We start from the raw sequence: 25,134 nt of genomic DNA on the forward strand, positions 1-25,134 counted from the left end.
AGCCGTGCACGACAGGCGCACATCTCAACAGTAGGCGGCGTTGGGCTCCGACGGGCAGCGCTCTACAGCTCTTGCCCGAATGCGACCCGACCACCCTTATCCATCTGCTATGCGCTGAACGGGTGACCTGTACCGGTCGTTCCGCATCCTCTGGGGGCGTCTTGTTCCCGTCGTGCGTGCGCCCTTCGGCTCCGGGGGCAGGCCCTGTCCGCCCCCCGCGCACGCCCCCCGGGTCATTCCTCTTCCGGCTCTTCCTTCACAGCAGCCTCACGTGCCGCATCAGGCCCTTGTTCCAGCAGAAGGGTAAAGCCGTCCTCACGGAGAACCGGCACCTTCAACTGCATGGCTTTGTCGAACTTGGAACCAGGGTTGTCACCGACAACCACAAAAGCGGTTTTCTTGGAAACAGAACCGGTCACTTTCGCGCCAAGGCTCTGAAGGGCCTCTTTTGCGCCATCCCTTGTGTAGTCCTGGAGCGTTCCCGTCACCACGACGGTGACTCCTTCCAGCGGCCGGGGGCCCTGCTCCTCGTCGGCCCCCTCCTCCGCCATCCGCACCCCGGCGGCCTCCCACTTGCGCAGGATCTCCTGGTGCCACTCCTCCGCGAACCACTGCTTGAGCGAGGCCGCGATGATGGCGCCGACGCCCTCCGTCGCCGCCAGCTCCTCCTCCGTGGCCTCCTGGATCCGCTGGACCGAACGGAACTCCCGGGCCAGCGCCTCGGCCGCCACCGGGCCCACATGGCGGATGGACAGCCCTGTCAGGACACGGGCCAGCGGACGGGTCTTCGCCGCCTCGATGTTCCGCAGCATCGCGAGGGCGTTCTTACGGGGCTCGCCCTCCTGGTTGGCGAAGACGGTGGCGATCTTCTCCTCGCCGGTCTTCGGGTCCCGCTTGGGCAGCTTGCTGTCCGGGTCCAGGACATACGCCCGGATGGGCAGCAGTTGTTCGACGGTGAGGGAGAAGAGGTCGCCCTCGTCCTTGAGCGGCGGCTCGGCGGGCTCCAGCGGCCGGGTGAGGGCGGCGGCGGCGACATAGCCGAAGTGCTCGATGTCCAGGGATCTGCGGCCCGCGAGATAGAACAGGCGCTCCCTCAGCTGTGCCGGGCAGGACCGGGCGTTGGGGCAGCGCAGATCGACGTCGCCCTCCTTCATCGGCCGCAGCTCCGTGCCGCACTCGGGGCACTCGGCGGGCATCACGAACTCCCGCTCGGTCCCGTCCCGCAGCTCCACCACCGGGCCCAGGATCTCGGGGATGACATCACCGGCCTTGCGCAGCACCACCGTGTCCCCGATGAGGACGCCCTTCGCCTTCACCACGTCCTGGTTGTGCAGGGTGGCGAACTCGACCTCGGACCCCGCCACCTGCACCGGCTCCACCTGGGCGTACGGCGTGACCCGGCCGGTGCGGCCGACGCCGACCAGGATGTCCACCAGCCGGGTGTTGACCTCCTCGGGCGGGTACTTCCAGGCGATGGCCCAGCGCGGGGCCCGCGCGGTGGAGCCGAGCCGCCCCTGGAGCGGGATCTCGTCCAGCTTGACGACCACGCCGTCGATCTCGTGCTCCATCGAGTGACGGTTCTCGCCGTAGTGGGCGATGAACTCCCGCACACCCTCCAGGGAGTCCACGACCCTGTTGTGCCGGGCGGTGGGCAGCCCCCACTCGCGCAGCAGGTCGTAGGCGTGGGAGAGACAGTCGATGTCGAAGCCCTCCCGGGCGCCGATGCCGTGGACCACCATGTGCAGCGGGAGCGTCGCGGTGACCTTGGGGTCCTTCTGCCGCAGCGAGCCCGAGGCGGAGTTGCGCGGATTGGCGTAGGGCTGCTCCCCGGCCGCGATCCGTCTCTCGTTCAACTGCTGGAACTGGTCCATCGGGAAGTAGACCTCGCCCCGGATCTCCACCAGCTCCGGAATCCGGTCCCCGCGCAGCCGGTCGGGCACATCGGCGATGGTGCGGATGTTCGGTGTGATGTCCTCGCCGATCCGGCCGTCGCCCCGGGTCGCCGCGCGGGTGAGCCGCCCCTTCTCATAGGTCAGGTTGACGGCGAGGCCGTCGACCTTCAGCTCGCACAGGAAGTGGAAGTCCGGGCTGCCGACCTCGCGCTCGACCCGCTCGGCCCAGGCGGTCAGCTCCTCCTCGTCGAAGGCGTTGTCCAGCGAGAGCATCCGCTCGCGGTGCTCGACCTTCGCCAGGTCCGTCTCGTACTGCCCGGCGACCTTCTGGGTCGGCGAGTCGGGCGTGCACAGCGCGGGGTGGCGCTCCTCCAGCTCCTCCAGCGAGCGCAGCAGCCGGTCGAACTCGCTGTCGCTGATGACCGGCTGGTCCTTGACGTAGTAGCGGAAGCGGTGCTCCTCGATCTGCTCGGCCAGCTCCGCGTGGCGCTCCCGTGCCCGCGCGGGCAGCCCGGGGGTGTCCTGCGCGGGCAGCTCCGCGCCCCGCGCCCGCTCCCCCGCCGCCCCGGTCCCCTCGTCGGACGGCGCCTGCGGCTCCGTCCGTTCCCTCGGCTCCGTCGGCTCCGTCAGCTCTTCGCCAGCCACCGTTCTCGTCCTCCCGTTTCCCGGCCCGCTTCCGGGCACCCCTCACTCAGGGTTGTCTGCGAGCGATCTCGCGGCACGGGCGCAGTGGGCGAGCGCGGCCCGGGCGTACGCCGGTGAGGCGCCCGCCAGACCGCAGGTCGGGGTAACTGTCACGGACTCCGCCAGAGTCCCCGGATTCAGCCCCAGCCTGCGCCACAGCGTCCGTACCCCCATGACGCTACCTGCCGGGTCGGACAATGCCGTGTCCGTGGACGGCACCACCCCGGCGAAGAGCTTCGTCCCGGCCTCCACGGCCTCCCCGATGGCGTCGTCGTCACGCTCGGTGAGGAGGGTGTGATCGAAGGAGATCGCCGCCGCCCCGGCCCGGCGGAGCAGGGCGAAGGGGACGTCCGGGGCGCAGGAGTGCACGACGGCCGTCTCCGCGCCGATCACCTCGCGGAGGGTGGCCTCGACGAGCTGCCGGTCGACGGCCCGGTGGGTGCGGTAGCCGCTGGCGGAACGGATCTGCCCGCGCAGCACGGCGGTGAGCGAGGGCTCGTCGAGCTGGAGCGCGATCCGGGCGCCGGGCACCCGGCGGCGCACCTCGGCCAGATGGGCGCGCAGCCCCTCCGCGAGCGAGGCGGCCAGGTCGCGGCAGGCCCCGAGGTCGGAGAGGGCCGCCTCGCCCCCGCGCAGCTCCAGCGCGGCGGCGAGCGTCCACGGCCCCACGGCCTGGACCTTGAGCGGGCCCGCGTACCCCTGGGTGAACTCCTCCAGGGCGTCGAGGTCCTCACCGAGCCAGGAGCGGGCCCGCCGGGTGTCGCGGCCCGGCCGGTCGCTGATCCGCCAGCCGCTGGGCTCGACATGGGCGTACATCTCGACCAGCAGTCCGATGGTCCGCCCGATCATGTCGGCCCCGGGGCCGCGCGCGGGCAGCTCGGGCAGATGGGGGAAGTCCTCGAAGGACCCGGTGACGGTCTTCGCGGCCTCCCGCGCGTCGCCGCCGGGCATGGACCCGACACCGGTCGCGGGGCCCCAGTCAAACGCTCTCTTCTCGTCGCTCACCCGGGAAGGGTACGTGCCCCCGGCGCACCGGACGGCCCGGCCTCCGGGTGGCCGGGCAGCCGGGCGTCCGGGCCGCGCGGCCGGGCGGACACACGGCGGGCCCGCCGGCCCGCGCCCGGGGTGCCCGCGCCGAGGACCGGGGCCGGGTCACCGGGCCCGCGTCCGGGTGCCCGGGGGCTCAGCCCGCGTCGGGCCCCGGGCGGACCGTCACGTTCTCGATCACCGCGTCCCGCGGCAGGTCCATCGCGGTGACGACCGCCGTCGCCACGGACTCCGGGTCGATCCAGCGGGACGGGTCGTACTCCCGGCCCTCCTGGGAGTGCACCTTCGCCTGCATGGGACCGGCGGTGCGCCCCGGGTACACCGTGGTCACCCGCACGCCCTGGGCGCGCTCCTCGGCGCGGAGCGCGTCCGCGAGCGCCTTCAGTCCGTGCTTGGACGCGGCGTACGCGCCCCACTCGGCGCGGGCGTCGAGCCCCGCCCCCGAGTTGATGAAGATCACCTGGCCGCGCGCGACCCGGAGCTGCGGCAGCAGCAGCCGGGTCAGCTCGGCGGGGGCCACCAGATTGGTGCCGAGCTGCTGGAGCCAGGTCCGGGGCCGCAGCTCGCCCACCGGGCCGAGGTCGACGATGCCCGCGCTGTGCAGCAGCGAGTCGACCCGGTCGGGCAGCTCCTGGTGGGAGAAGGCCCAGGAGATCCGCTCGGGTTCGGCCAGATCGGCCACGAGGGTGCGGGCGCCCGGGAAGCGGCCCGCCAGTTCCTTGGCGCGGGCCGCGTTCCGCGCCAGCAGGACGAGGTCGTCGCCCCGGGCGTGGAGCCGCCGGGCGACGGCCGCGCCGATGCCCGAGCCCGCCCCGGTGATCACATGAGTTGCCATGCGGACCATGGTCGCACCCCGGGATCGCCCTACCGGGAACCGGCCGGGCCGAGGAGATACTCCAGGGCCCCGGCCCCGTCCTCGGCGAAGAAGACCAGGTCGGCGAGGGGGACGGGGAGGAATCCCTCGGCCTCCATCCGGCGGAACTGCTGCTTCAGACCGTCGTAGAAGCCCTCGGTGTTCAGCAGGACCACCGGCTTGGTGTGCTTGCCGTGCTTCTTCAGCTCCAGGATCTCGGTGGCCTCGTCCAGCGTCCCGGCGCCCCCGACCATGATCACCACGGCGTCCGCCCGGGCCAGCAGCTCGGCCTTGCGCTCCGCGAGATCCCGGGTGACCACCATCTCGTCGGCGTCCGCCCGCGCGACCTGGGCGAGAAAGTCGACGGAGACCCCGACCAGCCGGCCGCCGGACCGCCGCACCCCGTCGGCCACCACTTTCATCAGACCGCTTTCGGAGCCTCCCCAGACGAGCGTATGGCCGCCCTTTCCGAGGAGTTCGGCGAATTCCCGGGCGGGGCGGGTATAACGCTCGTCCAGATCGGCCGCGGAGAGAAAGACACAGATGTTCACGGAGCCACCGTACGCGGCGCGCGATTCAGGTGTGAACTGTCATCTCTTCAACGGAAGTTCCAGAAAAAATCTTGACCGGGGACGATGAGTTCCGTGCCGGGGTCCGGTCAGCACTTCCATGGAGAACATGAGCCGCACGCTCGCCAAGGCACGGTCGACGGACGGCACGCTGATCGCGTACGAACAGTGGGGGGACGGCCCCCCGGTGGTCCTGGTGGGCGGCCCGCTGAGCACGGCGGCGACGGACGCGCCGCTCGCCGGGCTGCTCTCGGACCGCTTCCGGGTGCTCACCTACGACCGGCGGGGCCGGGCCGCCAGCGGCGACCGCTCCGGCCACACCGTGGAACGGGAGATCGAGGACCTGGCGGCGGTGATCGAGGAGGCGGGCGAAGCGGTCTGCGTCCACGGCACCTCGTCGGGCGGCGCGCTCGCGCTGCGGGCGGCGGCGGCCGGGGTGCCGATCGCCCAGCTCTCGCTGTACGAGCCCCCGTTCCTGCCCTCGGTACGGGCGGGGCAGCGCCCCCCGGAGCAGGTGCGGCGCATCCTCGGACTGCTGGCGTCGGGGCGGCGCGGCGACGCGCTCGCGGTCTTCCTGAACGGGGCGGGGATGCCGGAGCAGACCGTGGCCCGGGTGCGGGGCTCGGCCCACTGGGAGGTCCTGGAGTCCGTGGCGCACACCCTGCCCTACGACCACCGGGTGACGGGCAACGGGTCGGTGCCCACCGCGCTGCTGCGCCGGGTCGGCATCCGGGTGATGGTCGTCGACGGGGGCGCCAGCCCGACCGCGACCCGGGAGGCGGCCCGGCTGGTGGCCCTGGCGCTGCCCCGGGGCCGCCATCGGACGCTGACGGGGCAGACCCACGAGGTCGCCCCCCATGTGCTGGCGCCGCTGGTGGGGGACTTCTTCGCGGCGTAGGGGCCGGGGCCCGACCGGACGGGCCGGGGCGACGGGGAGCGGGCCCGCCCGTCGGCCCCGCCCGTCGGCCCCGCCCGTCGTCACGGGCCGTTCAGACCGCCGAGGCGGACGGTTCCGCCGGGGCCGCCGTGCGCCGCCGGGTCGAGGCGATCGTCGCGGAGCCGACCACCCGGGTGCCGTCGTAGAGCACGATCGCCTGCCCGGGCGCGACCCCGCGCACGGGCTCCGCGAACTCCACCCTCAGCCCGTCGCCGACCGGCTCGGCCGTGACCGGCGTCTCACCGCCGTGGGCACGGAGCTGCGCGGTGTACGCGCCCGCTCCGGCCGGGGCGGTCCCGCACCAGCGGGGCCTGATCGCGGTCAGCCCGACCACGTCCAGCGCCTCGGCGGGGCCCACCGTCACCCGGTTGTCCACCGGGGAGATGTCCAGGACATAGCGCGGCTTGCCGTCGGCGGCGGGGTGGCCGATGCGCAGCCCCTTGCGCTGGCCGATGGTGAAGCCGTAGGCGCCCTCGTGGGTGCCCAGCCGGGTACCGGACTCGTCCACGATGTCGCCCTCGGCGCGGCCCAGGCGGGAGGCGAGGAAGCCCTGGGTGTCGCCGTCCGCGATGAAGCAGATGTCATGGCTGTCCGGCTTCTTCGCGACGGCCAGACCGCGCCGCTCGGCCTCCGCGCGGATCTCGTCCTTGGTGGTGAGGGTGTCCCCGAGGGGGAACATCGCGTGGGCGAGCTGGCGCTCGTCCAGCACCCCGAGGACATACGACTGGTCCTTCGCCATGTCGCTGGCGCGGTGCAGCTCCCGGCCGCCGTCCGGGAGGGTCACCACGGTCGCGTAGTGGCCGGTGCAGACGGCGTCGAACCCGAGCGCGAGGGCCTTGTCCAGCAGCGCGGCGAACTTGATCTTCTCGTTGCAGCGCAGACAGGGGTTGGGGGTGCGGCCCGCCTCGTACTCCGCGACGAAGTCCTCGACGACGTCCTCACGGAAGCGTTCGGCGAGATCCCAGACGTAGAAGGGGATACCGATGACATCGGCGGCGCGGCGGGCGTCGCGCGAGTCCTCGATGGTGCAGCAGCCGCGCGCGCCGGTGCGGAACGACTGCGGGTTCGCGGAGAGCGCCAGGTGCACACCGGTCACATCATGGCCGGCCTCCGCGGCACGGGCGGCGGCGACGGCGGAGTCCACACCGCCGGACATGGCGGCGAGCACACGGAGAGGGCGCGGGGGTGTCTGAGTCATAGCCCTACCAGGGTACGGGGCCGGGAACCGCGGCAGCGCGTGTCCGCGTTGTACAGCGCATGGACAGCGATACGGCCCGTGGCGGCACGAGCGGTGACGGCGGGCACGGCGGCGGACGCCGTGGCGGTGCGGGCGGGCGGAGCGCGGGACGGCCCGCGCCCCGGGTCAGCCGGCGCGGGCTGCTGCTGGGCGGCGCCGCGGCGGCGGTGGGCACGGGCGCGGTGCTCGCCCAGGACGAGCTGCGGCGGCTGTGGTGGCAGATACCGGGGGTGACGAAGCCCCGCGAGGAGGGCACGCTGGACCACAAGGGCGCCGAGTGGACCCCGGCGTCCCGGGCCAACTGGCGGCTGGCCGACCGCCCCGACGACTACCGCATCGACCGGGTGATCATCCATGTGGTCCAGGGCAGCTATCCGACGGCCCTGAGGGTCTTCAAGAACCCGGGGCACGGGGCGGCGACCCACTATGTCGTCCGCAAGGACGGCCATGTCGCCCAGATGATCCGCGAGCTGGACGTGGCCTTCCACGCGGGCAACCGCCCGTTCAACGAACGCAGTGTCGGGATAGAGCACGAGGGGTTCGTGGACCGGCCCGAGGACTTCACGGCGGCGATGTACGAGGGCTCGGCGCGGCTCACGGCGGGGATCTGCGTCCGCTACGGGCTGCCGGCGGACCGCGAGCACATCATCGGGCATGTGGAGGTGCCGGGGACCGACCACACGGACCCCGGGCCGCACTGGGACTGGGACCGCTATCTGCGGCTGGTGCGGGCGGCACTGCCCGCGGCCCGTACGGCGCACCGGGGCTGAGGGCGGGCGCCGCGCGGGCCGGGCGGGCGGGTCAGCTCAGTCCTGCGGTGCGCGCCCGTTCCACGGCGGGGCCGATCGCGGCGGCGAGGGCGGCCACGTCCTCGCGCGTGGAGGTGTGCCCCAGGCTGAAGCGGAGGGTGCCCCGGGCCAGGTCGGGATCGGTCCCGGTGGCGAGCAGCACATGGCTGGGCTGCGCGATCCCCGCCGTGCAGGCGGAGCCGGTGGAGCACTCGATGCCCTGGGCGTCGAGGAGGAGGAGCAGCGAGTCGCCCTCGCAGCCGGGGAAGGTGAAGTGGGCGTTGGCCGGGAGCCGGTCCACGGGGTCGCCGCCGAGGATCGCGTCCGGGACCGCCGCGCGGACGGCCGCGACCAGTTCGTCGCGGAGCGCCCCGACCTCCCGGGCGAAGTCGGCGCGGCGCTCGGCGGCGAGCCGCGCGGCCACCGCGAAACCGGCGATCGCGGGGACGTCGAGGGTGCCGGAGCGGACATGGCGCTCCTGTCCGCCGCCGTGCAGCACGGGGACGGGGGTGTACTCGCGGCCGAGCAGCAGCGCGCCGATGCCGTACGGGCCGCCGATCTTGTGGCTGGAGACCGTCATGGCCGCGAGCCCGGACCCGGCGAAGCCGACCTCGACCTGTCCGAACGCCTGGACGGCGTCGGAGTGCAGCGGCACCCCGAACTCGGCGGCCACGGCGGCCAGCTCGCCGACCGGTGTGACGGTGCCGATCTCGTTGTTGGCCCACATCGCGGTGGCCAGCGCCACATCGTCGGGGTCGCGCTCGATGGCCTCCCGCAGCGCCTCCGGGCGCACCCGGCCGTAGCGGTCCACCGGCAGATACTCGACGGTCGCGCCCTCGTGCCCGCCGAGCCAGTCGACGGCGTCGAGGACGGCGTGGTGCTCGACGGGGCTGGCGAGGACGCGGGTCCTGGCGGGGTCGGCGTCGCGGCGCTGCCAGTAGAGGCCCTTGACGGCGAGGTTGTCGGCCTCGGTGCCGCCGGAGGTGAAGACCACCTCGCTGGGGCGGGCGCCGAGGGCGTCGGCCAGGGTCTCGCGGGCCTCCTCGACGGTCCGGCGGGCCCGGCGCCCGGCTGCGTGCAGTGCCGAGGCATTGCCGGTGACGGTGAGCTGCGCGGTCATCGCCGCGACGGCCTCCGGCAGCATCGGAGTGGTCGCGGCGTGGTCGAGGTAAGCCATGGTGGCCACGATTCTACGAGGCGCCCCTGGAGCACGGACGAGGCGCAGGGGTGTACGCCGGTGCGCACCCGCCCGCACCCCGGCCGCGGCACCTCCTCGGCCGGGCCGGAAGGCGCCGTCCACGACGCCCGCCCGGGCCGCCCGCCGCCGACGGCCCGGCCCGGGGAGGCGGTCCGAAGCGGCCCCCGTACCCCCGGTCGCGCCGTCGGCCCGCCCGGCCACCGGCCCGGACGCCACGGCGGTGGCGGCACGCCGCGTCCGGCCGGGGAGCACCGCCGGAGGAACGCCGTCCGCCGGGAGGCGGTGCGGCCTGCGGGGCCGGTACGGAGGCAGGAATCCGCGTGCGGCCGGGGCACCTCCCCCATGCCGCCAGGCACACGGGCAGCCTGCGAGCGGTCGCGGCGCGGACGGGACGCCCACAGCACCACCTGGCCGGGGAGCACCGTCGCTGGACCGCCGTCCACCCGGCCGGGGGCACACCTCCCGCGTGCGGGGAAGCACCGCACGGCGGCGGAAGGAATCCACCCACGGAGGGGCACAACGGAAGGAACACCTCCCAGGCCCGCCGGGACACCTCCCGAGCCCCCGGCACACAGGGAGCGCGCGAGCCGTCGCAGCGCGGACAGGACACCCACCGCACCACCTGGCCGGGGAGCACCGTCGCTGGACCGCCGTCCACCCGGCCGAGGGCACACCTCCCGCGTACGGGGAAACACCGCACGGCGGCGGAAGCAATCCACCCACGGAGGGGCACAACGGAAGGAACACCTCCCAGGCCCGCCGGGACGCCTCCCGAGCCCCCGGCACACAGGGAGCGCGCGAGCCGTCGCGGCGCGAACAGAACGCCCACCGCACCACCTGACCAGGAAGCACCGCCGCAGGACCGCCGCCCACCCGGCCGAGGGCACCTCCCGCGTGCGGAGAAGCACCGCACAGCGGCGGAAGGAATCCGCCCGCGGAGGGACGCCTCCCGAGCCCGCCGGGACGCTCCCCCGAACTCCCCGCGGCACACGGGCAGCCGACGAACAGCCACGGCGCGGGCAGGACGCCGACAGCAACCCCCTAGCGGCGCGTCAGCTCCGCCGCCAGCCGTTCGATCCGGGTCCGCCAGGACTCCAGGGTCGCCTCGGCCGTGTCCTCGGCCTCCCCGGGGACGGTCGCGGTCAGGATCAGCCGGGCGCCGTGGCCGGTGCCCTCCTGGAGCCGCCAGCGGACCTCTCCCCCGGACGGCGGCTCGTACGCCAGCAGCCGGGGCGGGCGCAGTTCGGTGATCCGGCCCGGCCGGGCCCCGGGGACGGTGAACCCGGGCGGCACCGGGCCGCTCAGCAGCGGGGTGGTGGGCCCGGTCAGCTCGTCCCAGACCGTCGTGGCGGGCCGGACGAGCTGGCGTTCGTAACGGATGCGCCGCCCGCCGTCGCCGGTGGGTTCGACCGTTCCCCGGTCCAGGCCGAGGCGGTGGACGTACTCCTCGTGCAGCGTCCCGGCACTGTCCCGGCCCGCGGTGATCTCCTGCCCGGCGAGCAGTTGGGAGAGCGCGGTGAGGCAGAGGTGCCACCCGGAGGCGAAGCTCGCCGCGCCCCAGGGGTCGCCGAAGGTGTGCGTCAGGGTGAGCAGGGTGCCGTCCCCGTCCGGGGCCGTCTCCCAGCGCAGTTCGTCCTCGCCCCAGGTGAAGGCGAACAGCCGGGGCTCGTCCCAGGCGGTGACCGTCCCGGTCGACGTCGGCTCCTCCTCGCCGCGTGGCCCATCGGCGGACTCGCCGGCGGACCCACCGGACGCGCCGGAGACGAGGAAGCCGATCGTCCCCCCGGCGCGCGGCTCCAGGGCCACCCGGGCGGGGAACCAGCGGGCGAGCAGCTCCGGTTCGGTCAGGGCCGCCCAGACCCGGGCGGGCGGCTCGTCGACACGGCGCTCCAGCCGCAGCGCGGTGCGTCCCGCACCGGCCGGGGCGATGGCGTCGGGGTGCGCGTCCATGAGGAGCGGTCCTCCCTCGCGCCCCGGCGGTGGGCGGCGTGGGCAGCCAGAGGCGGGACCGGCCGGGGCACGGCCGACCCTAACCGGCAGCCGCCCGCCGGGCTCCCCCGCCGCGCCGGGCGGGGCCGGTCAGGGGCCGGGCGCCCCGGCAGGGGTCACAGCGGCGCCTTGGCGAGCTGGCGGGACTGGGCGACCAGCCGGTCCGCGCTGTCCCAGATCTCCGCGTCCTCCTCCAGGAAGCCGCCCGCGAGGTTGCGGGTGGAGATCGCGACCCGCAGCGGTCCCGGCGCGGGGCGGCAGCGGATGTGGACGGTCAGCTCGACGGTCGGGGTCCAGCCCTTCAGCCCCAGGTCGAAGGAGGTCGGCGGCAGCGCGTCGACGGCGAGCAGCAGGGCCAGGGGGTCGGGGTCGCGGCCGTCGGCGAGACCGAACCAGCCGCGCATCTCGCCCCGGCCGGAGGGGGCGCCGAGTACCCATCCGGCGGTCGCAGGGTCCAGCCGGACGGCGAGCCGGTCCATGATCTCCGCGCCGCCGGGGAGGGACACCGGCGCGTCGGCGGGTCCGGGGCACCGCTCGTACGGGGGGATCGCGGGCGGCCGGGCCGAGGTGCGCACCTCGGGGGCGAGCCCGTCGAGGTCGCCGTGGGTGGCCAGCACGCGGATGCGTTCGACCTCGGTGCCGTCCTCCTCGTACTGCACGAGGGACGCCTGTCCGGTGGAGAGGGTCCGGCCGGTGCGGACCGTCTCGGTGCGGATCACCGCCGGGCCGGGGCGGGAGGCGCTGAGGTAGTGGGCGGAGACGGTGAACGGGTCGGGGTGGGGCAGCGTCCCGCTGAGCGCGCGGCCGGTCAGGGCCAGCAGATAGCCGCCGTTGACGGCCCCGAAGATGGTCCAGCCCGCCGAGAGGCGCGCCTCGTGGACGCCGGGCGCGCGGAGGGTGACGGCGGTGTCGCGGTCGAACTCGCTGTCCCCGATGGATGCCTGAACTGCCTGTGCCATGGCCGCACCGTACAACAGTCCACTACTGAGCGGTAGCTTAATCGAGTCACTCTCCAGGGGGCCGCACCCGGCGCTCACCGGGAGTCACCACCCGCCGCACGGCGACCGTCGGCACCCGCGCCGGACCGGCGGCGCACCCGGCCCGGCGGCTCACTGGCCGTCGTCCGCCGTCGCCGAGCGGCGGTTCCACGCGCGCGGCGCCCGCCAGTGGAAGCGCATCGCCAGCAGCCGCAGGGTGAACGCCGTCAGCGCGGCGGCTCCGGCGGTGGCCGCGTTCAGCGTGTCGAAGCGGATGCAGAGCGCCACGATGGTCGCGCCGACGATCGCGGGTACGGCGTAGAGGTCGCGGTCCCAGCGCAGCAGCGAGGGCACCTCGTTGGCGAGGACGTCCCGCAGCACACCGCCGCCCACCGCCGTGGCGAGCCCGAGCACGGCGGACATCGTCAGCCCCAGGCCGTACTCGTACGCCTTGACCGTGCCCGTCACACAGAACAGTCCGAGGCCCGCCGCGTCGAAGACATTGACACCCACCTGGATCCGCTCGACCTCCGGGTGGAGGAAGAAGACCATGGCCGTGGCCACCAGGGGCATCAGGAAGTAGCCGAGATCGGTGAACGCGGCCGGGGGGACCGCCCCGATGATCAGGTCGCGGAAGAGCCCCCCGCCCAGCGCGGTCACCTCGGCGAGCACCGCGATGCCGAAGACATCGAAGTTCTTGCGGACGGCGAGGAGCGCGCCCGATATCGCGAAGACGAAGATCCCGGCGAGGTCGAGCGCATGCTGGACGGAGGGGGTGAACAATTCTTGGAGCACCGAACGATTGTGCCCCCTTTGTGCCGGTGCACCCGGCCACGCGGGGGCGGGAGCGGCCCGGAACCCGGTCCGCCGCCCGCCCGCGGCCTTCGTCCGCCAGCCTTCCGCGGCCTACTGCTTCCGCCGCTCCCCGTCCGCGCCCTCTGTCCCGTCCGTCCCCTCCGCGCCGTCCGTGCCCTCCGGCTCTCCGGCAGCGGACTCCGGGTCCGCCTCCGGTACGGGCTCCGGCGCGGGCTCCGCCGCCTTCGGCACCGCCGTCACGATCTCGACGGCCTCCCGCGCCGACCCCAGAGCCGGATCGTCCGGCGCCTGGTCCGGTGCGTTCTCCGGGTGGTGGCAGGCCACCCGCTGCCCCGGCCGCAGCTCGATCAGCGGCGGCTCCTCCGTCCGGCAGCGCTCCGTCGCCTTCCAGCACCGGGTGTGGAAACGGCACCCCGGCGGCGGCGCGATCGGCGAGGGCACATCGCCCTTCAGCAGAATCCGCTCGCTCTTCCCGCCGCGCCGCCGGGGGTCCGGCACCGGCACGGCGGAGAGCAGCGCCCGGGTGTACGGGTGCATCGGCGCCGAGTAGAGGGAGGCGCGGTCCGCCAGCTCGACGATCTTGCCGAGGTACATCACCGCGATCCGGTCCGAGACATGCCGGATCACCGAGAGATCGTGCGCGATGATCACATAGGTGAGTCCCAGCTCGTCCTGGAGGTCGTCCAGCAGATTGACGACCTGGGCCTGGATGGAGACGTCCAGCGCGGAGACCGGCTCGTCCGCCACCACCAGCTTGGGCTTGAGCGCGAGCGCCCGGGCGATGCCGACGCGCTGACGCTGTCCGCCGGAGAACTCGTGCGGATAGCGGTTGTAGTGCTCGGGGTTGAGGCCGACCAGCTCCAGCAGCCGCTGGACCTCCCGCTTCACCCCGCCCTCGGGGGTGATCCCCTGGAGCTGGAACGGGGCCGAGACGATCGTGCCGATCGTGTGCCGGGGGTTCAGCGAGGAGTACGGGTCCTGGAAGATCATCTGCACATCGCGGCGCAGCGGACGCATCCCGGCGGTGTTCAGATGGGTGATGTCATGGCCCTGGAAGACGATCTTCCCGCCGGTGGGCTCCAGCAGCCGGGTGATCAGCCGTCCCATGGTGGACTTGCCGCAGCCTGACTCGCCCACCACGCCCAGCGTCTCCCCCGGGCGCACGTCGAAGCTCAGCCCGTCGACCGCCTGCACCGCACCGGTCTGCCGGCGCAGCATCCCCGTCCGGATGGGGAAGTGCTTGACCAGCCCCTCCACGGTGAGCAGCGCCTCCGCCGAGGACGAGGGCGAGGCCGCCGAGGCCGAGGCCGCCGATGACGAGGGCGCGTCCTCACGCGACGACGACGAAGACGGCGCCGACTTCTGCCCGGGAATCTTCACGTTGTCATTCACAGCTTGGGCGCAATCTCTTCGGTCCAGATCCGCGTCCGCTCCTGCGGCTCCAGGTGGCAGGCGGAGAAGTGCCGCTCGCCGACGGTCCGCAGCTCGGGCCGCTCGGTGCGCGTCACATTCCCCTTGGGGAGGTCGGCGTACGGGCACCGGGGGTGGAAGGCACAGCCGTCGGGGATGTCGATCAGGCTGGGCGGCGAGCCCTTGACCGGGATCAGCCGCTCGGTCTGGTCCCGGTCGATCCGGGGCATCGAGCCCAGCAGACCCCAGGTGTAGGGGTGCTGCGGGGCGTGGAAGACCTCCTCGGCGGGGCCGCGTTCGACACACCGGCCCCCGTACATCACCAGGATGTCGTCGGCCAGCTCGGCGACGACCCCCAGATCGTGGGTGATGACGATGACGGCCGAGCCGAACTCCTTCTGGAGATCGCGGATCAGATCGAGGATCTGCGCCTGCACGGTCACGTCGAGCGCGGTGGTCGGCTCGTCCGCGATCAGCAGCTCGGGGTTGTTCACCAGCGACATGGCGATCATCGCCCGCTGGCGCATCCCGCCGGAGAACTCGTGCGGATAGCTGTCCACCCGCTTGTCGGGCTGGGGGATGCCCACCCGGTCGAGGAGTTCGACCGCCCGGGTCCGCGCGGTCTTCTTGTCCACGGGGTGGTGGACGCGGTACGCCTCCACGATCTGCTTGCCGATCGTGTAGTACGGGTGGAGCGCGGAGAGCGGGTCCTGGAAGATCATGGCCATGTTCCGGCCGCGCAGCTTGCGCACCTCGTCGGGGTCGGCGCCCAGCAGCTCCTGGCCGTCGAGCCAGATCTCCCCGGAGATCCTGGCCTTGCGGCGGCCGTACTGACCGGCCGTGTGCAGTCCCATGATGCCCAGCGAGGTGACGGACTTGCCGGAGCCGGACTCGCCGACGATCCCGAGGGTCTTCCCCTTCTCCAGCCGGAAGCTGAGGCCGTCGACGGACTTCACCAGACCGTCGTCGGTGGGGAAGTGCACCCTGAGGTCGCGCACTTCGAGAAAGGCGGTGGGCGCCGCGGCACCTGCCGGGGCGACCTCTCCGGGCGCGAGCCCGGCGGCGGGCCCGGCCGCGCCGGACGTGTCGGACGGGTCGGGGCTGGTCATCCGATCCTCACTCGCGGGTCGACAACGGCGTACAGAAGGTCCACGAGGAGGTTCGCGACACAGATGAAGAGCGCGGCGAAGAGGGTGACCCCGAGGATCAGCGGCAGGTCCTTGCTGCTGATCGCGTCGATCGCGAGCCGCCCCAGGCCGGGCAGGTTGTAGGTGGACTCGGTGAGCACGGCGCCGCCGAGCAGCGCCCCGAGGTCCAGGCCGAGCAGGGTCAGGACCGGCGTCCAGGTGGAGCGCATGGCGTGCCGTCCGATGACCACCCGTTCGGTCAGGCCCTTGGCGCGGGCCGTGCGGATGTAGTCCTCACCCATGATCTCCAGCATGGTGGCGCGGGTGAGCCGGGCGTACATCGCCGCGTAGAGGAAGGCGAGGGTGATCCAGGGCAGGATCAGCGTCTGGAACCACTGGGCCGGGTTCTCCTCGATGGGGGTGTACTCCCCGCTGACCCAGTCGAGCTGGTAGCTGAAGACCGCCAGCGAGATCAGGCCGGTGAAGTAGATGGGGAGCGAGACACCGGCGAGCGCGACGGTCATCGCGGCCCGGTCCCAGACGGTGCCCCGGCGCAGCGCGGAGACCACACCGGCCGCGACCCCGCCGGTGACCCAGAGCAGACAGGCCCCGGCGGCGAGCGAGAGCGTCACCGGGATCGCCTCGGTCAGCAGCGGCCACACCTCCTGCTCGGTGCGGAACGAGTAGCCGAAGCAGGGTGCGGGGCACTGGGTGACATCCGTACCGCTGCTGTACTCCCGGCCCATGACCAGGCCCTGGACGAAGTGCCAGAACTGCACCAGCACGGGGTCGGCGAGTCCGAGCTTCTCCCGGATGCCCTCGATCGCGGCCTCGTCGGTCTGCTTTCCGGCGAAGAGGTACGCCGGGTCCTGGCCCGCCCACTTGGGCAGGACGAAGAAGATGCAGAAGGTCGTCAGCAGCACGACCATCAGCATCATGGCGACGGCGAACAAGCGCCGGATGAGATAAGCAAGCACTGTGCTCGGCCCGGCGGCGGCCCGTCCGACCAGCGCTGACGGTGGTCGGACGGGCCGCCGCCCGAGGCCATCACCTGCCCTTCGGGACTGGCGGGTTGGGCGATGGTGGGGTGTGAAGCGGCACCGGGGGCGGGCTACTCCCGGCGGCGGCCCGGCAGGGATGCCGGACAGCCGCCGTCTTCACGGCTACTTGACGACGCCCAGGGAGACGTAGTCGTAGCGGCCGTTGTAGGCGTGGGTGGAGTAGACGTTCGTCAGCCGCGAGCTGCGCCAGGTGAAGTTCTTGTCGTACAGGAACGGCATCTGGACGGCGAGGTCGCTCACGGCGTGGTTCATCTGCTGGTAGATCTTCCCGGCCTTGTCCGGGTCGGTCTCCGCGAGCGCGTCGTCGAAGAGCTTGTTGATCTTCGGGTCATTGGTCTCGGAGACGTTGTAGTTGCCGTTCGGCTGGATGAAGCGGCCGTCGACCAGCGGCTGGGAGAAGCCCTGGCCGGTCGGGAAGTCCGGGCCCCACCCGGTCATGACCAGACCGAGGTTGCGCTTCTTGACCACGGACGGGGAGCCGGTGATGCTCGCCGACTCGGCGCCGTCCAGGGTCTCGACCTGGGTCTTGATGCCGACCTTGCCCAGGGCCTCCTGGAGCGCCTCGGCGGCCTGGACCTCACCCGGCTGGTTGGTGCGCGCGCTGATGTTGGTGGAGAAGCCCTCCGGCTTGCCGCACTTCTTCAGCGCGTCCTTGGCCTTGGCGGCGTCCGGCTTGCCCTCGCGGGCGAGGACGCCGTACGGGTCGTAGCCGTCCGAGCCCTTGATGGACTTGGGCAGCATGTTGGGGGCGATGTTGCCACCGGCGTCCGGGCCGCCGCGGACCGACTGGATGGACTTGTAGTCGGTGGCGTAGATCACGGCCTTGCGGCACTCGATGTTGTTGAACGGCGCCACCTTGGTGGCGATGTCGACATAGCGGACGAAGCTGGTCTCGATGTTGTCGACGTTGCCCTTGTGCTGCTTGAGCGCCTTGGTGCGACCCGCCTGGGTCATGCCCGTGGCGTTCAGGTCGAGGTCGTACTCGCCCTTGATCAGCAGCTCGTCGATCGCTTCGAGGTTGGTGTTGATGGTGACGGTGACCTCGTCCGGCAGCGCGGCGCGGATCGGGTCGGTCTCCTTCTTCCAGTTCTCGTTGCGGATGAGGACGATCCGCTTCTTCGGCTCATACGTCTTGAACTTGTACGGCCCGGAGGAGAAGGGCTTCAGCTGGTACTTGGCCCCGGTGTCCTTGTCCTGCTTGACGGGCGAGCCGGCGGGCATGGCGAGCATCTGCTCGAAGTCGCCGTTGGGCTTGGGGAGCTTGAAGACGATGGTCTTGTCGTCGGGCGTCTCGATCGCCTTCAGACCCAGCTTGTCCGGGGACTTGTCCTTGTACGGGCCGGGGTAGGTGCCCTCGGGGTCGAGGACCTGCTGGAGGTAGACCGGGCCGCCGGTGATGACCTCCTTGGCCCAGATGCGCTCGATGCCGTACTTGATGTCCTTGGAGGTGATCGGCGAGCCGTCCTCCCAGGTGATCCCGTCCCGGAGCTGGTAGGTGTAGGTCTTGCCGCCGTCGGAGACCACACCGTTGGCCTTGGCCAGGTCCGGCACCAGCTCGGTGCCCCCGGTGCCCGGCTTGGGGGCGTAGCTGACGAGCTGACGGGCGTAGAAGCGGGAGAAGTCCCAGGCCATGCCGTAGTACTGGCGCTGCGGGTCGGCCGAGTCGAGATCCTGCTTGCCGATGAACTTGAGCGTCCCGCCCTTCGTGGTGGACGCGTTGGCGATGCCGGACACGGCGGCGTTGAAGCCCGCGCCCTTGCCGCTCTCGCCCTTGCTGTCGGAACCTCCGCCACCGCACGCCGCGGTGGCGGTGAGGGCGGCCACGACGAGTGCCGCTCCGGCGGCGCGCCGGGTCCGGGACGAACGCTGGGGAGTCATGGTTGCTGCAACCTCCGGATGAACTGGGTTTCCCCGCCTGGCGGGGGGCCTTCGGGTACCGCCTCCGGCGCCGGGCCGGGGCGGTGTGGTCAGGGACAGCGGGTCTGTGTTCAGCGGGTGCCCTTGGGGTCGAGCGCGTCCCGCACGCCGTCGCCGAAGAGGTTGAAGGCCAGCACCGTCACGAAGATCGCCAGACCGGGTACGACCATGAAGGTCGGATTGGACTCGTAGGTGTCCACCGCGGTGGAGAGCATCTGGCCCCAGGAGGCGGTCGGTGGCCGCACTCCGGCTCCGAGGTAGCTGAGGGCCGCCTCGGTGAGGATGTTGGTGGGGATCATCAGGGTGGCGTAGACGGTGATCGGCGCCACCAGGTTGGGCAGCAGCTCCTTGAAGAGCACATAGCGCCGTCCGGCGCCCAGGCTGCGGGCGGCCTCGACGTACTCCTTCTCCCGGAGCGAGAGGGTCTGGCCCCGGACGATCCGGCCGACGTTGGGCCAGCCGAAGAAGCCGATGACACAGACGAGGATGGTGATTCGGACGCTGCTTCCGGTCAGTCCGAAGAGATCGTTCGGGAGGACCGCGACCAGGGAGATGATGAACAGGAGCTGCGGGAACGAGAGCAGCATGTCCATCACCCGGCTGATGACCGCGTCGACCCAGCCGCCGAAGTATCCGGCGACGACGCCGAGCACGGTGCCGAGCACGACGGCGAGCAGCGCCGCGAGGAAGGCCACCAGCAGCGAGATCCGGGCGCCGTAGACGATACGGCTGAACACGTCGCGGCCGTTGTTGGGCTCGACGCCGAGCAGATGCTCGCCGCTGATGCCGCCGAAGGCGCCCTTCGGGGTGCCGAAGAGCGGGTCGATCTTGTCCTGGTTGAACTGGTTCGGCGGATGTCCGAAGAGCGAGACGATCAGTGGCGCGAAGACCGCCACCAGGATGAGGAGGGCCACGACGATTCCGCCGGCGAGCGCCAGCTTGTCCTGCTTGAGACGGGTCCAGGCGATCCGGCCCAGCGACCGCCCCTCGACCTTCCGGGCGACCGCCGGCTCCGCGCTGCCGGAGGTGGACTTCTCCGTGTCCGCGCTCGTGTCGTGCGTTGGTGCCGTCATCGTGGTGGGAACCCCTCTCGACCGGCTGATTCACCGGCCCGTACCCGCCGCTGGAGCGGCTTCTTTCACAACTTCTGGCGTACGTGGGGCACTTGGAGCGAGATGTCCGTATGAACTGGGACGCACACCCGGCCAAACTTCCCTTGCTGCGGGAGTCTTCAATGGTCACGCGATCAGCCGCCAGCCCCCTCGGGGAATGGTTGCCCAAACGTGATGCGTGTAGATGAGTTCCGTTATCCGGACTTCGGCACAAGCTCAGCGGAACGCCATGTACCCATTACCGATGGATAGTTGCGACAGTCTCGGCAATGCGGACAGGTGGCCGATTCCCGGTTTCGAAGGTGGGATGGAAATTCGAGAATGTTTTCGCCGGTGGGGGCCGGTCCGGGAGCGGCTTTCCTCGGTGAGGGCGCGGAACGGCGCAGGGATAAGAGGCGCCGCGGGCGCGGCGCCCGGGTGGGGGCCGGTGGAGCGGGCCCGGACGAGGCCCGGCGGTCGGCGGCCGGTGGCCGGTGGCCGGACGAGGGCCCGGCGGGCGGCGGCCGGCGGTCGGGCGAGGGCCCGGTGGTCGGCGGGCCCTGGCCGGTGGGCGGACGGTGGGCGGGCGGGGCTCAGTGGGCGGGGGCGGCCGGGGGGTAGCCGTAGCCGCCGGGGCGTTCCGCGCCGCCGCCGTGCGCCTCCCGGTCGTAGAAGGGCCGGGCCAGCGCCCGCATCCACATCGCCACCGGGTCGTACTCGTCGGACATGGCGACCGTGGAGACCGGCAGCCCCTCGGGGACGGCGGCGATGGACTGCTGCATCATCGCGCGGACCGTGTCCACCGAGGCCGGGCCGGTGTCGTAGAGGTCGAGGCCGACGGCGAGATAGGGGGCGCCCAGGGCGGGCTGCACCCAGGCCCGGCGCAGTGAGCGGACGGCGGGGGTACGGTGGGCGTTCTGCGCGAGCAGGGCGTAGAAGTGCGGGATCTCCAGCGCCGGTTCGGACAGCCGCAGCGGTCCCGCGGGCATCCGGTCCAGGCCGGTGGCGATCCGGCGCAGATCGGTCCAGGGGATGCCGACCCCGCCGCCCGGGGCGTGCGGGTTGAGCCAGATGCCCCAGCGCTCGGGGAACAGGGTGCGGGCGATGTCGACCCCGGACACCACCTCGTGGGCGCGGGTCCAGCCGGAGCCGGCCAGCTCCTCGGCGGAGGTGGCGCAGGGGGCGTAACCGAGGCCGTCGATCTCCACATTTCCGTACTGGGCCTCGGGGGAGCCCGGGGTGCCGTGCCAGAGCAGCATCCAGACCCTGCCCCGGGCCGGGTCGGCGAGCGCCGTGAGCAGTGCCTCGTACGCGTCGTAGCGTCCGGGCGTCACCTGGCGCAGCATGTGCTCGACCTGGCCGGCCGCCGCGGTGCCTGACGGGCTCACCCTGGGGTCCTTTCGTCTCCTGACTCCACTGTCAGCACAACCGAATCTCGGGCCCGGCGGGAGGCCGGGCCACGGCCCCAGCTTAATCGGCCGCCCTTACGCGGACTTGATGTCGACGGGACGGCGGCGGCGCGCCGCCGCTGTCCGTTCCGCGCCGTACGGGCCGGGCCGGGCCGTCGCGGTCAGTCTCCGTGCTGGTGGAAGGGGCGTACGCGCTCCAGCATCGCCTGGGCGACCGGGTCCTGTCCGGCGAGGTCCAGCAGGACGAGATGGACCGGCCAGGGCACCTGGACCCGGCCGAGCGCCCGGCCGAGCGCGTCCAGGGGCGCCGTGCGCTCGGGGCTCTCCCAGGGCTCGGCGCCCGCCGGGCCCTGCCCCTCCCAGGGCTCGGGAACCGGCGGGGTCAGGAGCTGGACGCCGATGAAGAGGGCGGGCGGGTCGCCCTCCACGGAGGCGAGGACGCGGCGGGCGCTGAGGACGACGCCGGTCTCGCGGAACTCCTGCGCCGCGGCGGCGAGGAAGTCGACCGGCTCCTCCTGCCAGTCCGGCTCGTACATCCGGACCCGGCCGCCCGCCCCGGGCGCGTCGGGCGAGAGCGTCCCGGCCCGGCACAGCTCGGCGACGGCGGGCGGGGGCAGCGGCGCGCCGACGGCCCCGCCCGGGTTCACGGCGATGCCGAGCTGGGGCGGCAGCCCGCGGGCGAAGTCCCGGGCGGGGGCCACCGTGTACGACATGTGCGTGCCCACGCAGTCGAGGAACTGTCCCTCGGAGCTGAAGACGGGGACATAAGGGGCGCCGTCCAGCTCCAGCGTGGGGAGGTCGAGATGGCGGCTCTCCGTGGAGCCGCCCTCGGGCAGCGGCACCCAGACCGGGCTGCGGCCGAGCACCTCCAGCAGCCGGGCCCCGGCGGAGGGGTCGCCGAGAGAGGCGGCGAGGGCTTCTTCGAGCTCGTTGGCGGGCCAGCCCGCGCTGTGCGGACGTACCTGCTCCGGAATGGTCATGGTGTGCTGGCCTCTCCCCCGGCGGTGCGGGTCCCCGGCGGCCCGCTGGTGCGGGTTCCCGGCGCGGCGGACCGGTTTCCCCTCGGTGTGACGTCTGTGACGACGTGACACCTCACCCCTCCGGCCCTCTTGACCCCCCGACCCTAATGGCCGCTCAGCCCTGCCCGAAGCCGAGCAGGGTGAGCGCGGACGCGGCGTCCCGGTCGAGCAGGACGGCCGAGGCGCAGCCGCCCGGCACATCGCCCGCCTCCACCTGGGCGATCAGCCGGCCGACGCCCCGGCGGTGGCGGGCGAAGGCAGGGCGGGAGACGCCCCGGCCGCGCTCGCGCTGGCCCTGCCGGGCCACCTCCGGCTCCACGTCGAGCAGCACCAGATGGAGCGCGGTCCCCCGGCGGCGGGCCTCCCGGGCGAGCCAGCGCCGCACCCATGCCTGGGTGCCGCAGTCGTGGACGACGACGCCCTCCCCCGAGCGGAGGGCGCGCCACAGCCGGGCGTAGTGGGCCAGCCGGACCAGGGGGCGGTAGACGGTGTACGGGAGGAAGGAGGGCGTCCGCGCGTCCCAGCGGTCCCGGGTGTCCTGGGAGTCCAGGGCTCTGCCCCGTGCCGCCTGCCGGATCAGGGTGGACTTGCCGCTGCCGGGCAGCCCGGAGACGACGGCCAGATCCCCCGCCGCGAAGACCAGCCGCCGGGGGCAGCGCCCCGCTCGGCCTCTGAGGTCCCGCACCACGGGCGCCGCGGCGGCGCCCCGGCGGGCGTGGCCCACCCGTGGTCGCGTGGGCGCACCCCTGGTCGCGGCCGTCGTGGTGTACGCGCTGGAGTACTGCGACGTCATCACACCCTCCCCCTTGTCGGCTCACCACACACTTGCCCAAGAAGCGTAAAGAAATGGTAATGGGACACAACCGATTTCCCCTGGAAGTGCGTCCGGCGCGTGGCGGGGCGCCGCCCGCCCTCTCCGGCCGGGACGGGCGTCCGGCGCCCCCGGCGGGGCGGGGGCCGGGCGGGCGGCCGGACGGGGCCGGGCCCCGGGCGCCCCGGGGGTCCGGCTCTCCGGCGGGCCCGCTGAAGCCGGGCGGGAGCGATCCCCCACACGCCCCGGATGCGTGCAATGATGTGCCCGCCAACTGCATACCGGCCGTTTGAATCCGCGCGGGAGAGTTCCGGCACTGTGTGCCGGGCGCCGAAGGAGCAAGTCCCTCCCTTGAATCTCTCAGGCCCCGTACCGCGCGTGACGAGGCAGATCTGAAAAGCGGGCCGCCGCCGTGCGGCTCCACCCAAGGTGCAAGTCACGACCGCGCGAGCGACGAGAGCGCGGGGTCGCGACGAACCTCTCAGGTTCCGATGACAGATGGGGAGGACCGTCCTCGCCCGACCTGTCCCGGGAGCCCGTTTCATGAGCAATGCCCCTCGTCAGACCGCCCTCGACGCCCTGCACCGCTCGCTGGGCGCGACCATGACCGACTTCGCCGGCTGGGACATGCCGCTGCGCTACGGCAGCGAGCGCGACGAGCATCTCGCGGTCCGCACCCGGGCCGGACTCTTCGACCTCTCCCACATGGGGGAGATCACCGTCCTCGGCCCGCAGGCCGCGGCCCTGCTGGACTTCGCCCTCGTCGGCAACATCGGCTCGGTCGCCGTCGGCCGCGCGCGCTACACCATGATCTGCCAGGAGGACGGCGGCATCCTGGACGACCTGATCGTCTACCGCCTCGGCGAGACCGAGTACATGGTCGTCGCCAACGCCTCCAACGCGCAGACGGTCCTCGACGCGCTCACCGCCCGGTCCGCCGGTTTCGACGCGGAGGTCCGGGACGACCGGGAGGCGTACGCGCTGCTCGCCGTGCAGGGACCCGCGTCCCCCGGCATCCTCGCCCAGCTCACCGACGCCGATCTGGACGGGCTGAAGTACTACGCCGGGCTGCCCGGCACGGTCGCCGGGGTGCCCGCGCTGATCGCGCGGACCGGGTACACCGGCGAGGACGGCTTCGAGCTGTTCGTGGAGCCCCGGTACGCCGAGAAGCTGTGGTCGGCGCTGACCGAGGCGGGCCGCGAGGCCGGTCTGGCGCCCTGCGGGCTGTCCTGCCGGGACACCCTGCGCCTGGAGGCGGGCATGCCGCTGTACGGGAATGAGCTGACCACCTCGCTCACCCCCTTCGACGCCGGGCTCGGCCGGGTGGTCAAGTTCGAGAAGGAGGGCGACTTCGTGGGCCGGGCGGCGCTGGAGCAGGCCGCGGAGCGGGCGCGGACCGCCCCGCCGCGGGTCCTGGTCGGTCTGGTCGCCGAGGGCCGCCGGGTCCCCCGGGCCGGGTACGACGTGGTGGCGGACGGCACGGTCATCGGCACGGTGACCTCGGGCGCCCCCTCCCCCACGCTGGGGAAGCCGATCGCGATGGCCTATGTCGACCAGGAGCACGCCGCCCCCGGCACCGGGGGCGTGGGTGTGGACATCCGCGGCAGCCATGAGCCGTACCAGGTCGTGGCGCTCCCGTTCTACAAGCGCCGGAAGTGACCTTTCCGCGGTCCGCCCGTGCGGCGGGCCGCGGCAGCGCCGACCGGGTGTCCGCCGTGCCCGCCTGCCGGACGCCCCGTCCCGGGCCGCCGGGTCTGTGCCACCGTCCTTGACAGGTCTGTGGCAAAAGTGACCAGCGGCACCCCGCACACCGCCCCACCACGTCGTTTCCCCCTACCCGCGTACAGGAGAATTCAGCTCATGAGCAACCCCCAGCAGCTCCGTTACAGCAAGGAGCACGAGTGGCTGTCGGCCACCGAGGACGGCGTCGCGACGGTCGGGATCACCGCGTTCGCCGCCACCGCCCTCGGTGACGTGGTCTTCGCCCAGCTCCCCGCGGTCGGTGACACGGTGACCGCGGGCGAGTCCTGTGGCGAACTGGAGTCCACCAAGTCCGTGAGCGACCTCTACTCCCCCGTCTCCGGTGAGGTCGTCGAGGCCAACCAGGACGTGGTGGACGACCCGTCGCTGGTGAACAGCGACCCGTTCGAGGGCGGCTGGCTGTTCAAGGTGCGGGTCGGGGAGACCCCGGACGACCTGCTCACCGCCGACGAGTACGAGGCTTTCACCGCGAGCTGAGGCGCCCTTGGCCGGCCCCGGCGGGGCCGGCCCGGCTCCGCCCCACCGCCCGCCCACGACCACA

At 72.8% G+C, this 25,134-nt stretch carries 21 protein-coding genes and 1 riboswitch; of the genes, 4 read left to right on the top strand and 17 right to left on the bottom strand.

The genetic code is table 11. The features are described 5' to 3' along the window. Nucleotides 1-233: 233 nt before the first annotated feature. The 4 genes from ligA to CRV15_RS06485 all read right to left on the bottom strand — a co-directional run bounded on the left by ligA (nt 234) and on the right by CRV15_RS06485 (nt 5,027). Nucleotides 234-2,426, bottom strand: a complete 2,193-nt coding sequence (ligA, locus tag CRV15_RS06470) for an NAD-dependent DNA ligase LigA (protein ID WP_003955852.1) — start codon at nt 2,424-2,426, stop codon at nt 234-236. A gap of 153 nt (nt 2,427-2,579) precedes the next feature. Then, a complete protein-coding gene (locus CRV15_RS06475; protein WP_003961932.1) occupies nt 2,580-3,581 on the bottom strand; it encodes a methionine synthase in 1,002 nt (333 codons plus the stop codon). Between the two features lie 178 nt (nt 3,582-3,759). Further along, nucleotides 3,760-4,467, bottom strand: a complete 708-nt coding sequence (locus tag CRV15_RS06480) for an SDR family oxidoreductase (RefSeq protein WP_003955850.1) — start codon at nt 4,465-4,467, stop codon at nt 3,760-3,762. Nucleotides 4,468-4,487: 20 nt separating this feature from the next. Beyond that, on the bottom strand, nt 4,488-5,027 hold the full coding sequence (locus CRV15_RS06485) for an LOG family protein (protein ID WP_003955849.1): 540 nt from the start codon (nt 5,025-5,027) through the stop codon (nt 4,488-4,490). A 118-nt stretch (nt 5,028-5,145) separates the two neighbouring features. On the opposite strand from CRV15_RS06485, the gene CRV15_RS06490 reads away from it, so the two are divergent. Further along, complete coding sequence (locus CRV15_RS06490; protein ID WP_003961931.1) at nt 5,146-5,943, top strand: alpha/beta fold hydrolase; 798 nt, start codon at nt 5,146-5,148, stop codon at nt 5,941-5,943. 91 nt (nt 5,944-6,034) lie between these two features. Here the strand turns inward: CRV15_RS06490 and mnmA are convergent, their stop codons facing one another. Beyond that, a complete protein-coding gene (gene mnmA, locus CRV15_RS06495; RefSeq protein ID WP_003961930.1) occupies nt 6,035-7,180 on the bottom strand; it encodes a tRNA 2-thiouridine(34) synthase MnmA in 1,146 nt (381 codons plus the stop codon). A 59-nt stretch (nt 7,181-7,239) separates the two neighbouring features. Between mnmA and CRV15_RS06500 the strand changes: the two genes are divergently transcribed. Beyond that, nucleotides 7,240-7,989, top strand: coding sequence for an N-acetylmuramoyl-L-alanine amidase (locus tag CRV15_RS06500; protein ID WP_003955846.1), 750 nt, complete (start codon nt 7,240-7,242; stop codon nt 7,987-7,989). A gap of 31 nt (nt 7,990-8,020) precedes the next feature. Here the strand turns inward: CRV15_RS06500 and CRV15_RS06505 are convergent, their stop codons facing one another. The 12 genes from CRV15_RS06505 to CRV15_RS06565 form a co-directional block, all read right to left on the bottom strand. Beyond that, nucleotides 8,021-9,184: a cysteine desulfurase family protein gene (locus CRV15_RS06505; protein WP_003961929.1), complete on the bottom strand. Its 1,164-nt coding sequence runs from the start codon at nt 9,182-9,184 to the stop codon at nt 8,021-8,023. 1,062 nt (nt 9,185-10,246) lie between these two features. Next, on the bottom strand, nt 10,247-11,155 hold the full coding sequence (locus CRV15_RS06515; protein ID WP_003955843.1) for an SRPBCC family protein: 909 nt from the start codon (nt 11,153-11,155) through the stop codon (nt 10,247-10,249). Between the two features lie 155 nt (nt 11,156-11,310). Next, nucleotides 11,311-12,153 carry a thioesterase family protein gene (locus CRV15_RS06520; protein WP_003961927.1) on the bottom strand — a complete coding sequence of 281 codons (843 nt, stop codon included), beginning with the start codon at nt 12,151-12,153 and terminating at the stop codon, nt 11,311-11,313. Between the two features lie 150 nt (nt 12,154-12,303). Next, on the bottom strand, nt 12,304-12,966 hold the full coding sequence (locus CRV15_RS06525; RefSeq protein ID WP_003961926.1) for a trimeric intracellular cation channel family protein: 663 nt from the start codon (nt 12,964-12,966) through the stop codon (nt 12,304-12,306). Between the two features lie 111 nt (nt 12,967-13,077). Continuing rightward, nucleotides 13,078-14,379, bottom strand: coding sequence for a dipeptide ABC transporter ATP-binding protein (locus CRV15_RS06530; protein WP_003955840.1), 1,302 nt, complete (start codon nt 14,377-14,379; stop codon nt 13,078-13,080). After that, complete coding sequence (locus CRV15_RS06535; protein WP_003955839.1) at nt 14,376-15,506, bottom strand: ABC transporter ATP-binding protein; 1,131 nt, start codon at nt 15,504-15,506, stop codon at nt 14,376-14,378. The genes CRV15_RS06530 and CRV15_RS06535 overlap by 4 nt, the downstream gene beginning before the upstream one ends. After that, complete coding sequence (locus CRV15_RS06540) at nt 15,503-16,477, bottom strand: ABC transporter permease (RefSeq protein ID WP_009997612.1); 975 nt, start codon at nt 16,475-16,477, stop codon at nt 15,503-15,505. The genes CRV15_RS06535 and CRV15_RS06540 overlap by 4 nt, the downstream gene beginning before the upstream one ends. A 210-nt stretch (nt 16,478-16,687) precedes the next feature. Further along, a complete protein-coding gene (locus CRV15_RS06545; protein ID WP_003955837.1) occupies nt 16,688-18,463 on the bottom strand; it encodes an ABC transporter substrate-binding protein in 1,776 nt (591 codons plus the stop codon). A 110-nt stretch (nt 18,464-18,573) separates the two neighbouring features. Next, nucleotides 18,574-19,575 carry an ABC transporter permease gene (locus tag CRV15_RS06550; protein WP_003955836.1) on the bottom strand — a complete coding sequence of 334 codons (1,002 nt, stop codon included), beginning with the start codon at nt 19,573-19,575 and terminating at the stop codon, nt 18,574-18,576. 611 nt (nt 19,576-20,186) lie between these two features. After that, entirely contained in the window at nt 20,187-20,981 is a 795-nt protein-coding gene (locus tag CRV15_RS06555) for an enhanced serine sensitivity protein SseB C-terminal domain-containing protein (protein WP_003955834.1), read from the bottom strand. A 182-nt stretch (nt 20,982-21,163) separates the two neighbouring features. Further along, on the bottom strand, nt 21,164-21,982 hold the full coding sequence (locus CRV15_RS06560) for an enhanced serine sensitivity protein SseB (protein ID WP_003955833.1): 819 nt from the start codon (nt 21,980-21,982) through the stop codon (nt 21,164-21,166). 154 nt (nt 21,983-22,136) lie between these two features. Beyond that, entirely contained in the window at nt 22,137-22,814 is a 678-nt protein-coding gene (locus CRV15_RS06565) for an AAA family ATPase (RefSeq protein WP_003961923.1), read from the bottom strand. A gap of 308 nt (nt 22,815-23,122) precedes the next feature. Further along, a riboswitch (glycine riboswitch) is annotated at nt 23,123-23,217 on the top strand. 158 nt (nt 23,218-23,375) lie between these two features. Between CRV15_RS06565 and gcvT the strand changes: the two genes are divergently transcribed. Continuing rightward, the gene (gene gcvT / locus CRV15_RS06570) at nt 23,376-24,491 is read left to right on the top strand and encodes a glycine cleavage system aminomethyltransferase GcvT (protein ID WP_003955830.1); all 1,116 of its coding nucleotides are present in this window, start codon (nt 23,376-23,378) and stop codon (nt 24,489-24,491) included. A 201-nt stretch (nt 24,492-24,692) separates the two neighbouring features. Further along, on the top strand, nt 24,693-25,070 hold the full coding sequence (gene gcvH, locus CRV15_RS06575) for a glycine cleavage system protein GcvH (protein WP_003955829.1): 378 nt from the start codon (nt 24,693-24,695) through the stop codon (nt 25,068-25,070). Nucleotides 25,071-25,134 lie beyond the last annotated feature (64 nt).

Source organism: Streptomyces clavuligerus (genome assembly GCF_005519465.1).
GTDB lineage: Bacteria > Actinomycetota > Actinomycetes > Streptomycetales > Streptomycetaceae > Streptomyces > Streptomyces clavuligerus.